Genomic DNA, 12,237 nt, shown 5'->3' on the forward strand with positions numbered 1-12,237 from the left:
CATTCACTCTCTGTAATCAAGATTTTCTGACGTCATTTATTCGTCTCCAACCTTAACAAAAAAACGCTCCAACTCATCCACCGAGTCGGTAATACAAGGGTGAGTAAAGATGCTGGCGCAGAGTTTTGCAAGATATTTCAGACGTGCTTTTCAGGCAGCCCGAATATTAAAACTGACGTCAAATTCCTGTTACGTCAGGAACTTCGACAGATGAGTGTGCGTAACAAAAACTTGGGGTTACCCACGATATAGCGAGTGAATAATCGCTTTGGCTCACTGAGCAGCCGGAACACCCACTCACAACCGAGGCGACGCACCCATTGCGGAGCTCGCGTCACCTTGCCGCCGAGAAAATCCAGGATCGCCCCACCGCATACCACGAGGCATGGCACGCCACTGGCGGCCAGTCTCGCGGCAACGACTTCCTGCTTGGGCATGCCCATCCCCAGCACCACCAGTTCCGGCAGTGACTGACGGGCAAGGTTGACGTAATCATCCCCCCCTGCAAAACCATGGTGAGCAGAGACGACATTGACCGCAAACACCGCTTCGCAATGCCGCACCGCGTTGGCAAGGAAGGTCTCTTCAGTTCCCCAGAACGCCACGCGTCGGCCCTTGTAGGCGGCCAGTAATTTGGGGATGAAATCGGTGCCGTTCATATTCAGCCCCGGTTCGAGACCGAGTCGGCGATACAGGATGGCCATGCCGGAGCCATCCCGTAACAACACGTCGGCCGCCGACAGCGCGTCGTAATAAGCGGGGTTGGCCGTCACCAGGTTCATGGCATGGGCATTGACGAATCCAAGCACTGTCGTCCCCTCGGACCGGGACAATGCATCAATCAATTGTTGTTCGTCGCCAGCATCGCGAACCACCCTGAGTTTGCGCAGGATGGTTTGCCAGTTGTGCTGCCAGGATAAGGGGCTCATCAGGTGTCATCTCGCTTCGAACGCACCCAGTCGACCTGGCGCTTGAGCACAAAACCAATGTACAGCGGGATTTTCTTCAACGCGTAGAACGGCGCATACAACAAGGCCGAAAACGCGATGATCCCGCGACCGAACCGACTCCATGCCAGCAAGACAGTCACGCCCAACAGTGCGAGCCCGAAAGACGCGATCAAGGCTGGCGCCAACGCACCGCCGAGCAACACCACCAGCCATGAGAGGCTGAACGCAACCACCAGCAGCAACGTCAGCAAGGCCAGCGGCGGGACCAGTAAATCCGCGGTCATTGCCAGAAGGTTCAAGTTGCCTGTGCGGATAGCCTCTAACAGCAACCTTGGCGCATCACTGAGGATGACCCCGAGATGACCATGCTCCCAGCGTGTACGCTGGATGCTCAGGCCTTCGTCGCTGCGCGGAAAATCACTGCTGACCAACGCATCGGGACAAAACAGGGGCGGTTTGCCGCTTCGGCAGAAATCCAGGCCCATCTTCAAATCTTCGACGATGTGGCCACTGGCTAATTCGATCAACGCCAGATCCCGCCAGACGAACGCCATTCCCGAGCCCATCAACGAACAAGGCAACCCCAGTCGGGCCCACCCCTGCGCTCGCACCTGATTCTTCACGCACCAGGCGAATTCGGCAATTTGCACTTTCAACCCGGAGCCTGCAGGCGCATGCATCAAGTACAGGGCCTGTGCTGGACGCCCGGAGTCGATGCAGCACAGTGCCAAACGCTCAATCGAGCCTTCACCCACCCGCGAATCGGCATCGACAACGATCATCACGTCCGGTGCATCGCTGGCCAGGTAACGCACCCCGAAGTCCAGTGCATACCCCTTGCCTCGCTGCTGAGCATTGCTGCGCTCCACCACCTCGGCACCCGCGGCGCGGGCCAGCGCGGCCGTGTCGTCAGTACAGTTGTCCGCGACAACCACCAGGCGATCGCCCGCCAGCAGTTGCGGCAGAATGCTGTTCAACGTCGCGACGATCAGCGAGGACTCGTTGTGAGCCGGCACCAGCACCGCCACCCTCGGTCGCGATCCTTGCGCCGGTGCAAGCGATCGCACCGGCAGGCTGGCCAGCAGCACCTGCACGAACAACACCCACACCGGCAGGACGATGAGTATCAGCAGTGCACTGAACAGCCAACCCAGTAACGTGATCATGCGTGCGCCTTGAACAATTCAGCCAGCTTGGCTGCTTCGGTATCGATATCGTGCCGCTCCAGCACCCGCTGATACGCGGCATCGCCCATCCGCTGCAACACCTCGACAGGTTGCGCGAGGCAGTCGGCCAGCGCCACCGCCAACTCATCCACGGCGCCCGCGGGAAACAACCAGCCGTTCTCACCCTGACGCACCAGTTCGGGAATGCCCGCCACGTAGGTCGTCAGCACAGGCCGGCGCAAGGCCATGGCTTCCATGATGACCACCGGCAAGCCCTCGCCGAAGCTCGGCAACACCAGCGCCCGCGCCGCCAGGATTTGCGCCCGCACCTGATCGCTGCTGATCCAGCCGGTAATGCGCACCTGCGCCTGCAAGCCGTGCCGCGCAATCAGGGTTTCGATCTCTGCACGCATTTCCCCGTCGCCGGCCAGTACGATCTCGAACACCACGCCTTGCGCCGCCAGTTTTCGCGCTGCCTCAAGCAACAACAGTTGCCCCTTCTGCTCGCACAAGCGCCCCACGCACACCAACCGCGGCACAGGCGGCACAGCGACAGCCGGCACCTCATGAAACGCCCGCTCCAGGCCGCAGTGAACCACCTTGACCTTTTCCCAATGCGCATGCTCCACCCAGCGAAACAACTGGCTGCGCCCATAGGAACTGATCGCTGCGACAAACGCCGCGCGCCGGACTTTCTCGCCCAGATGGATAAATTGTGGTTTGTCGAACTCTTCCGGGCCGTGCACGGTAAAGCTGTACGCAGGCCCGCCGAGCGCACGGGCCAACATCACCACCTCGGTTGAATTGGTGCCGAAATGCGCATGCACATGCCTGGCGCCGAACGCTTGCAACCAGGACAACAACCGGCACGCCTCGAACAAATAGATCACATGGTACGGCCACGGCCGATCGGCACGCAGGCCCATGCGCAACGCCAGCCACAGCGTCGAAAAAAAGCGTCGAGGCTGAGCGCGCAGCACTTGCAGCACCGGCCCTGCCAGCGCTTTGACTCCGCCCTGCAACACATAGTGGGTCTGGGCTTGTTCGGACACGTCCTCGGCATCCACCAACTGCGCATCCCAGCCGCGCAGGGCAATGCGCTGCACTTCAAAGCCCTGACGCTCCAATGCCAGAATCTCCCGACGAATGAAGCTATGGCTGACTTTGGGGTATTGATTGATGAAGTAAGCGATACGCATAAGCACCAAGCTTGGCTGTCGTTGCGGTGAATGATTACAGCGGGGCATCCCACGGTAGTTCAGTGGCCTGGAACCTCAATCAGCCCCACGCGGGTGGCTATAACTGCCAATCAACACGCCGTCTATCTTTTTGAACGTGTCCTCCAGCAACTCATAACGCCTGCGGTACATGGCGCGTTTTTTCGAAGCGATACTCTCAAGCGGTTTGCTCGACGGGGCCATGGGGATTTCAAAGAAGTCTTCCCGCGCTGACGGCGTCGCGCCATGTTCCAGCCAGATCACATCGTAATTGGCCGCCAGGTCCTGGGTTTTTTCAGCACCAAAATAGGCGTGCCGGTGATGACGGAACCCGTCGCTTACTGCGTAGATCCTTTCAACGCCAATCCGGGCCGCGATGTATTTGATGACTTCAATCAGAAAGCTTCGTGGCCGAAGACCTTCGAAACTTTTTGTCAGCTCCCGGTAAATGTCCAGGGAGCGTTCGCTCTCTACCCCTTTGTGAATCCCTTGCACGGCACCGATGAAAATACACAGCTCACCCTCGGTGCAACACAAGGTGAACGCAATCGATGCAATGCGTAAATCACCCTGAAACAGGTTCAACACCAGCTCGCCTTCGCGCATAAACCAAATGGGTCGATCCAGCACCAGGGAACAATCGGCAGCGAAGGCCGACAAGTCACTCAACACCAGACTTTCACTTCGACCAAACAGCAATAGCTGCGGGCAGCTTTTCGTCACCACTTCATAGTGCGAGGCCAACACACTCAGTCGGTCCTGAGGGTTCCAGCTTTTGCTGATGTAGGGCCAATGAACAACCCCCACACAATCCCCGCCCAACTTCGCAAAACCGGCACTGCCCAAAGCGTTCGACATACGCCCGGTGAACAGCTTGAGGTCAGCCCAGTTCTTTGCCACTAAAATCATTAATTCGAGCTTGTTTTTCACGGATCTCAATGAATAACCAGCATGCAAAGAAAACGCGTTTTTCAGCAGTTGCCAGTTATTCATTTAAGTCTCACTTGTATTCGATCAACGCGGACTTGCGAGCGCCGAACCTGTTCAAAAGAAACTTCAATTGCCCCAGCATCTCGGGAAATTTTCCCAGCACCAGAAAGAATGCCTGCAACCAGTTTTCCCGCGCGGATCCCGAACCCCGACGGGCCAGGCGCACGACCTGCAATGGGTAAACCAGCAGCAACAGCAGGCCAGCCCCTCCCAACACCAGGCTGGCGAGAACAGTTGCCAGCGGAATGCCCAGGCCCCAGAACCACGCGCGGCGTGACTCACGCAGCCAATGCTGCTCGGGGGCCGCCCCATGCAAATAAGCACCTTCGGCAAAAGCGTAGCCGCCGCGCAGGGTTCGCTTCCACCATTGGCCGAACCGGGTCATGGTCGCATCGTGCAGGGTCATTTCCTCAGGCAGCCGCCAGACTTTCCAGCCCTTGGCACGCAGCCGCACACACAACTCGGGCTCTTCCCCGGCAATCAGATCCGGGCGAAACCCCGACACATCGGCGAAGGCGTCAGCCCGCATCAACGCATCGCCCCCGCAGGCCTTGGCCTCGCCTATCGGCGTGTCCCATTCGAGATCGCACAACAGGTTGTAAATCGAATGCTGAGGAAAGCGTTCACGGCGTCGCCCACATACCACCGCCACCTCAGGATGCGCATCCAGAAAGGCTTGCGCCTTTGGCAGCCAGCCGCCGACGACCTCGCAATCACCATCGACGAACTGCACATGACGTAGCGAAGGCAACACGCGTTGCACGCAGGCAAACCCTTCATTGCGCGCGCGTGCAGCGGTAAAGGGGATGCTCATATCCAGCTCGACCACCTCGACACCAAGCGCCTGCGCCATTGGCACCGAACCATCGGTTGAGCCGGAGTCGACATAAACGACCTGCTGCACGGCATCAACCAGCGACGCCAGGCAACGCTGCAACCGCAGTCCTTCATTACGACCGATCACAACGACACCCATGCCGGTAGTCATGACGCTCACTCAGCGCCGCCATCGAAACAGGCCTTCGGATAACTCATGAGTATTCCTCTGTTTCTACTGACTTCCTTTTCTTGATGGTCGCGGGCACACCCACGGCCACCGAGTCGTCGGGTACGTCGGTCAGTACCACGGCGTTGGCGCCGATCACGACATTGTTACCAATGCGGATATTGCCCAATACCTTGGCCCCGGTGCCGATATCCACATTATTGCCAATCACCGGGGCAATCGGCTCGTTCACATTCTTCAGGCCTACGACGACGCCATTGCGGATCCGGCAATCATCGCCAAACTGCGCATAGCCACTGATCACAATGCCGCCGAAATGATCGATGACGAAGTTGCGCCCGACCACGACTTCACAGGGCAACTCGATGCCCGTCATGATCTGCACCAGTTTGAAGAGCACTTTATAGATAAAGGAGAGCAGTTTACGCAGCAGTGCCGGGCGCACACCGTAGCGCCAGCGCCCAAAGCGATAAACCAGCATGACCCAGAATCCCTGAGCGCCCCAATCACCACCATAGGCACGCAAGTCCGCCCTTATATTCTCGAACATTGATTGACCTACCGTGTGGGTTGGGTAGCGAGTCGGGTTTCACGCAGCAGCGCCCAAGTGGCACGCGTATGCTGCCAGCACGCCGCGATGGCGGCTCGGCCACGACCTTTGAGCAGCGCCTTGAGCGCCAGAATCAGATCCCCCAGGCAAACCAGGAACATATGCCAGCCCAACCCCAGCAGGCCGTGGTGCTTGCGGAAGTACAACAGCTCGCTTTCGATTTGCATCCTGGGTATTTGCCGACTGACCGCGTTGAGTTCAACCACTGTTTTGGCGCTTTCACCACCGATATGCACCACCGTGGTATGCGGGTAAAAAACCACCTTCCAACCGGCCTGTTTGACGCGTTTGCAGTGGTCAACTTCCTCGTAGTAAAGGAAGTAGCGCGGGTCGAACAGGCCCACCTGGTCGATGACTTCCCGGCGAATCAGGTAATAGCAGCCGGGCACCCAGTCGCATTCACGGACCGAGTCGTGATCCCATTCCATGTCGTCGACCCGCTTCACCACCGGGAAAAAGCGCTCAAGCCCTGCACGGGAAAGGAAGACATTCAACGGTGTGGGGAAATAGCGGCAGGAGGGTTGCAAGTCGCCTTCGCGTCCGACCAGCCGAACGCCAAGCACGCCGCAATCAGGATGAGCCTCCATGTATTCGAGGGTTTTGTTCAGGGTGTCGGCGGCAACAAAAGCGTCGGTATTGAGGAGTAACGCGTACTTGCCTTGCAAGTGTTCAACCAACTGATTGTTGGCACGGCCAAAGCCCACATTTTTGTCATTGGCCAGCAGCAACGCCTCCGGGCAAATGGAGGCCAGACACTCCAGCGAATTGTCGGCAGAGGCATTGTCCACCATCAAGTAGCGCGTCAGATCCGCACTGTTTGACTGGCGCAATGCATCAAACATCGGCTGCAACAGCTTCGCTGTGTTGTAGTTGACGACCAGCACATCAAGGGGCGTATTGATCATTTGGGTGACTCGCCAAAAAAGTACTGCACTCGCATGGCCGTCAGCGCCGGCTCCACGCCTGGATCATAGGCACCGTTGCGTTCTCTGATCAGGTCCATCCACGGATAGTCGTTGCAGCGCGTCTCGAATTTTTTCATCAGCTCGTCAACGGTACAAATGACCCTCGCTGGATTGCCCGCGACAACGACACCAGGCGGAACATCTTTCCTGACAACAGCACCTGCGGCGACAATTGAACCCGGACCTACGGTCACGCACGGCATGATGATCGCAGCATGCCCGACAAAGCAGTTGTCACGGATGTCGACAGGTCCGACAGAATCGAGTTTTACGTTGTAGATAGTGGAGAAGAAAACGGCTCCATCGTGGCAGAACAGCGTGCAATCCGCTAAAGCGATGTTGTTGCCGAGGCGCACCAGCGAAGGGTCAGCGATATTGCACCCGACATTGATCCACACATTGCTGCCGATGGAATGCAGCGATCCCCAGCGCGCCAGATATCGAGCCCACTCGAACCCGTCAGGATTACAAAACCGTTTAAAGAGCCAGCGTCCCCGCCCCGTTTTGTTGACGTAATAACTTACAGCACGTCTTGCCAGCCCTATCATCCTGTCAGCCTCACAAATCCTGCGATGTTCATCCGTGCCAGAGCCAGGTACACCCCGGTTTTTTTGATTGTAGTATCAGGAATATCTGCCCGCCGGGCCCTCTTGATGATTGAGATGATCTGCCAGCCTCAGGGTAAGCTGTAAAAGCGGCATGGTCGGATTGCTCGCACCGGCTGTAGGAAAGACACTGCTGCCCGCCACGTAAAGATTCTCGGTGCCGAACACTTTGCAGTTCTCGTCGACCACACCGGACTCAGGCGCCGAGGCCATCCGTGTAGTCCCCATATGATGAGCATGGGGCGTCACTTTCAGTGGCACAGAGACGTCATACACGTACTCATGCAGCTTGACGAAGCCCAACCCCGTTTCGGCAAAACACTTCGCCACCTCCAGCCCTATCGATTTGATGGTATGCCTGTCTTCGAGGACCAGCTCCCAGTTGATGTTGACCTTGCGCATCCCCAAGACATCTCGCGCCTCGAGCAAATTGACGCGGCTGTTAAGGTTGGGAAATTGTTCGATGAGGGTGGTAATCACCCCGTCGCCAGGGCAATTGAAATTCGTAATGAAATCGATCTTGTGCCCCATTCCGACGTCGCAGACGAGGGTCTCCAGAAAACCCTTGATGGCCGCTGTTCGCCCATAGGCTTTGACCTCCGCCAGCAACGCAGCAGAAACGTTCCCTTTACCTGACTGAAAGTGCGCGACAAACGCATCGGTGGTGAAATACTGCCGAGGCTCGGTACTCTGCCCCTCCCCCAGAATGAAGGTGCCCAGCTCGAGGTTCAGGTGTTCCATGAAACATCTGCCGACGAAACCGTCCTTGCTGACAATGCCGGCGGATGCCAGGGACTCGCTGTTCATCAGCTGCCGGGCATTCTCGATGGCGCCCGTCGCCAGAATGAATTGCTTTGCCTTCACTCGCTCCCGGTGCTTCTCGTAATCGGACACAACGATGGTGGCTATGCGGCCGGTCCTGGCATCGAACTCAAGATCGACACAGTTGCAATTGATGAAGACATCAAGCCCCTCGGTCTCTTGAAGTTCCTTGGCGTATTTTTGTGCAAATCGTGTCGGCGGGCTCAGCAGGAAACGATCCGCGTCAAAGTCGTTGCCATCCATGGACGCATTAATGGCCTTGAATCCGGAATCCGTCGGAAGATCCACAATAGCCATGGCCGCTGGCAGATAACGCTCGATCTCGGAAAACGCGATGGGCCAGCCGGGCAGTTTGACCGGAGGAGCCATTTCGAAGTCTGACTTCTCGAAGGGACGGCAACGCCCCGCCCAGTGGTTGGACGTGCCGCCGAGAAAGCGCAGGCGTGTTTCATGTGCGTAGACATCCAGGCCTGTCGAGGGGCAGTCATAAAGGGTTTGCGAGGGCTGCGAATACTCGTGCCCCCCGCCCTCGATCAGCAACACGTGCCGACCATTCCCGGCCAGGCGCAACGCCAGCGTGATGCCCGCCGGCCCGGCCCCGATGATGCAGAAGTCATAATGATCGCGGAGTTCTTTCTGCGATTGGTAATCTTTGATCATGTTCGCGTTTGCCGAAAATACTGGGCCGGCAACACCCAGCCGTTGACGACGACAAACCCGCTTTTTTCAGAAGAAGGCGAAGCAAGGAGCGAGGGCAGTCCAAATGTCATCCCCCCCAGACTTAATAGAGCGAACGCCTGGAGGAGTTCTCTGCGCCCCATCGCGGAGATATTCAAATCAAGTTCACTCATGCTTCAAGCTCCCCGACATTGAAATTGAAGACTGCAAAAGACTTGAATCAAGTCAAAGCCAATTGGCAAGGCCCAACACTAACTCCCCAAACCCGACGCCTACCAGCACCATTGGCAGTACAGCCAGCTCTCGTTTGAGATTGAACAGCCCCACACGACGGTTCACATAAACAATTAGCACAAGTGTAGGAAACGTATGCAGCGCGACACCCCAAATTGCATATTTCACGCCGCCAACGGCCAGCAGCAGCGGCAGTAACACCCATAACGAGATGGCGCGAATAATGTTATCCATGGCCTGGTACTTCGTGAGCCCCAAGGCAAGCCAGGCTTGATGCGCCACGCCATAGCGCAAGATGAAGAAAGACAGTGAGAGCACGGCCATCATGTTGCCGGCCTCGGCATAACGCTCATCATATAACCAGTGAATGATGAGAGGGCTGATGACCCACAACAGCCCGCAAATAAACAGCAAGGCGATGTCGATAATCAGTCTGAAGCGGTCATACAAAGCGCGCAGCCGTACGGTGTCATTGCTTCTTGCCGCCTCGCTGAAAGCTGGCAACGCCACGGCGCCAACCAGCCTCTGCGCGCCGAGAGTAATAGCCCCCAGAATCAGCACGGCAATGGAATAAACACCCAGTTCGGCGGCCGACATGCTGCCGCCGAACCAGATGCGATCGCCATTCATGGCCAATACGCCCACTGCCGACGACAACAATATCCAGCGCCCGAAGACGACCAGCTCCTGGAGCGCACTGCGATCCCACTGCAGATGGTTATGCGGGCCCTTGAACCAGAAATGCCCCAGAAGCAGACTGACCAGGGCGGAAACCAGACCCGCCCCCACCAGCGACCAGATAGACCGGGTGAAGTAGCCAATAACCAGCATCACCAGCAGGCCGGAAATCTGGGACGCAAACTCGGCGAGCACGACTTTCTTTTGCTGGAATGCACGAACGGCCACGTCGACCTTTGTCGACTGAAAACCATAGATGAGCGCGGACAAGCCAGTAATGGCCAACACCAGCGGCAACTCCGGTGCGGCATAGGTGGATCCAGGCGACCACAGATTGATGACCTGCGCAAACCAGGCCAGGCCTGCAATCAGAAGCGTCGAGGCAAAAAGGATAAAACCGCGCACGATCTGCACGGTCCAGACGGTATTGAGAAATACCGGATCGTCACCACGCGGGCTCTGGATGATGTTCTGGCGCAAGCCCACATCGGAAAGCAAATGGATAACGACCGAAACGGTGGTAGCGATAATCATGATGCCGAACATCTCCGGCATCAGCAGGCGAGCCATGATCAGGTTGCCGCCCAGGCGCACGGCTTGAGAGGTGACAAGTGCTCCGAGATTCCATGCTCCGGCGAATATCGCTCGCTTGCGCAGGCTCAACGATGGCGATATATCAACTGAAGGCATAACATCAATCCCGGACTCTGTGGCACGAACGTTACTATAGCCGCAATCAGGCAATCCACTATGCTTCGCTCACCACTCAATAAGTTTAAAAACTCATGCCTGAGCACTTACGCGCGTTAACCGTCATTCTGGTTCTGGCCGGCATCGTTTTTACCCTTTCACGCCGGGCTGCAGCGGACCTTATCCCCTACAGCGACTTCACGCGTCGCCGCAATCTGTGGTTCGTGTTGACGCTCCTGGTCTTCGTCTCGCACAGCTTCTGGGTGTATGCAGCCGTTGCCGCCGTCATCATGACCGTCGCGGGAAAACGCGAGCGCAACCCCATCGCGCTGTTCTTCTTTCTGCTGTTTCTGGTCCCGCCGGCCTCGGCGCAGATTCCAGGCTTGGGCGTGATCAACTACTTTTTCGATCTCAACCATATTCGCCTGCTGTCCTTGTGCGTTTTGCTGCCGGCGTTTTTTGTGCTGCGCCAGCGTGCAGACACGCTGGCATTCGGGCGGACCTGGCCTGACAAACTGTTGGCCGCCAACATCCTGCTGGCGAGCCTGCTGTTGCTGCGCGAAACCACGCCCACCGACACCTTGCGCCAAGTGCTCTACATGTTCATCGAAGTTTTTCTGCCGTACTACGTGGCCAGCCGGGCACTGAAAAACCTCAGCGACTTCAAGGACGCACTGTTGGCCTTTGTCCTCGCCTCCATGGTGTTGTCGATTATTGGCCTATTCGAATTTGCCCGCAGCTGGCTGCTGTACAGCGCGTTGATCGATGCCTTGGGCATGCAATGGGAAATGTCCGGATACCTGAACCGTGGCGGTTCATTGCGCGCCAGCGCCACGACCGGCCAGGCGATTGCGCTGGGCTTCGTGATCAGCACAGCCATCGGCTTTTATATGTATCTGCAGGAAAACGTGCGCAGCAAGTTCCAGCGCCGCCTCGGCGCACTGCTGCTGGCCGGCGGGTTGTTTGCACCGCTGTCGCGCGGCCCGTGGATCGGGGCCGCCGTCATGATCGCAACCTTCATCGCCACCGGCCGCAGCGCTTTCAAACGCCTGATTCTGCTGGCGTTGGTCGGCGTGCTCGCCCTGTCCTTGCTGGCGGTCGTGCCTGGCGGGCAAAAAGTGCTGGACCTGCTACCGTTCTTAGGCACGATCGAAGTAGAGAACATCACGTACCGGCAACGCTTGATCGATAACGCAATGATCGTGATCCAGCGCAACCCCTTGTTCGGCGCTTTCGACTTCCGCAACACGCCGGAAATGCAGTCCATGATTCAGGGCCAGGGCATCATCGATATCGTGAACACCTACATCAACGTGGCGCTGCAGGTCGGGTTGATCGGGCTGACACTGTTCGTGGCTTTTTTCGCCACGGTGCTCTTCGGTCTGCGCAAGGCAATGCGTTCTTTCTCCGACAAGGACGATGAGACGCGCCGACTGGGGCGTGCACTCTTCGCGACCCTGGCGGGCATATTGGTGACCATCGTTACCGTCAGCAGCATCACGGTAATCCCCGTGGTGTATTGGTCGGTGGCCGGGCTGGGCGTTGCCTATGTCCAGATGGTTCGCAAGCTCAGGCAAACCTCACCTGCAACCGCTGTAAGTGCCCATCCTCAACTTCGGTAATGCC

The 12,237-nt window shown here is 57.5% G+C and carries 12 protein-coding genes; 1 reads left to right on the forward strand and 11 read right to left on the reverse strand.

From position 1 onward, the window contains the following. Positions 1-194 precede the first annotated feature (194 nt). The 11 genes from K5R88_RS09760 to K5R88_RS09810 form a co-directional block, all read right to left on the reverse strand. Positions 195-929, reverse strand: a complete 735-nt coding sequence (locus tag K5R88_RS09760; protein ID WP_226299873.1) for a WecB/TagA/CpsF family glycosyltransferase — start codon at positions 927-929, stop codon at positions 195-197. Next, entirely contained in the window at positions 929-2,116 is a 1,188-nt protein-coding gene (locus tag K5R88_RS09765) for a glycosyltransferase family 2 protein (RefSeq protein ID WP_226299874.1), read from the reverse strand. The genes K5R88_RS09760 and K5R88_RS09765 overlap by 1 nt, the downstream gene beginning before the upstream one ends. After that, a complete protein-coding gene (locus tag K5R88_RS09770; protein WP_226299875.1) occupies positions 2,113-3,315 on the reverse strand; it encodes a glycosyltransferase family 4 protein in 1,203 nt (400 codons plus the stop codon). Before K5R88_RS09770 ends, K5R88_RS09765 begins: the two co-directional genes overlap by 4 nt. A 75-nt stretch (positions 3,316-3,390) precedes the next feature. Further along, positions 3,391-4,326, reverse strand: coding sequence for a DUF535 family protein (locus K5R88_RS09775; RefSeq protein ID WP_226299876.1), 936 nt, complete (start codon positions 4,324-4,326; stop codon positions 3,391-3,393). 7 nt (positions 4,327-4,333) lie between these two features. Continuing rightward, positions 4,334-5,311 carry a glycosyltransferase family 2 protein gene (locus K5R88_RS09780; protein WP_226300256.1) on the reverse strand — a complete coding sequence of 326 codons (978 nt, stop codon included), beginning with the start codon at positions 5,309-5,311 and terminating at the stop codon, positions 4,334-4,336. 43 nt (positions 5,312-5,354) lie between these two features. Next, on the reverse strand, positions 5,355-5,879 hold the full coding sequence (locus K5R88_RS09785; RefSeq protein ID WP_008033928.1) for a serine O-acetyltransferase: 525 nt from the start codon (positions 5,877-5,879) through the stop codon (positions 5,355-5,357). Positions 5,880-5,887: 8 nt separating this feature from the next. Then, on the reverse strand, positions 5,888-6,844 hold the full coding sequence (locus K5R88_RS09790) for a glycosyltransferase family 2 protein (RefSeq protein ID WP_008041076.1): 957 nt from the start codon (positions 6,842-6,844) through the stop codon (positions 5,888-5,890). Next, positions 6,841-7,452 (reverse strand): acyltransferase, encoded by a 612-nt coding sequence (locus K5R88_RS09795; RefSeq protein ID WP_226299877.1) that lies wholly within the window; start codon positions 7,450-7,452, stop codon positions 6,841-6,843. The genes K5R88_RS09790 and K5R88_RS09795 overlap by 4 nt, the downstream gene beginning before the upstream one ends. 75 nt (positions 7,453-7,527) lie before the next feature. After that, positions 7,528-8,991, reverse strand: a complete 1,464-nt coding sequence (locus K5R88_RS09800; protein WP_226299878.1) for a GMC oxidoreductase — start codon at positions 8,989-8,991, stop codon at positions 7,528-7,530. Beyond that, on the reverse strand, positions 8,988-9,182 hold the full coding sequence (locus tag K5R88_RS09805) for a hypothetical protein (RefSeq protein ID WP_008041073.1): 195 nt from the start codon (positions 9,180-9,182) through the stop codon (positions 8,988-8,990). Before K5R88_RS09805 ends, K5R88_RS09800 begins: the two co-directional genes overlap by 4 nt. A 52-nt stretch (positions 9,183-9,234) precedes the next feature. Continuing rightward, positions 9,235-10,611: an oligosaccharide flippase family protein gene (locus tag K5R88_RS09810; RefSeq protein WP_226299879.1), complete on the reverse strand. Its 1,377-nt coding sequence runs from the start codon at positions 10,609-10,611 to the stop codon at positions 9,235-9,237. Between the two features lie 95 nt (positions 10,612-10,706). Here K5R88_RS09810 and K5R88_RS09815 point away from each other — a divergent pair, with 95 nt between their 5' ends. Further along, a complete protein-coding gene (locus tag K5R88_RS09815; protein ID WP_008041071.1) occupies positions 10,707-12,233 on the forward strand; it encodes an O-antigen ligase family protein in 1,527 nt (508 codons plus the stop codon). Positions 12,234-12,237: the final 4 nt, after the last annotated feature.

This window comes from Pseudomonas sp. MM213 (genome assembly GCF_020423045.1).
Classification (GTDB): Bacteria; Pseudomonadota; Gammaproteobacteria; order Pseudomonadales; family Pseudomonadaceae; genus Aquipseudomonas; species Aquipseudomonas migulae.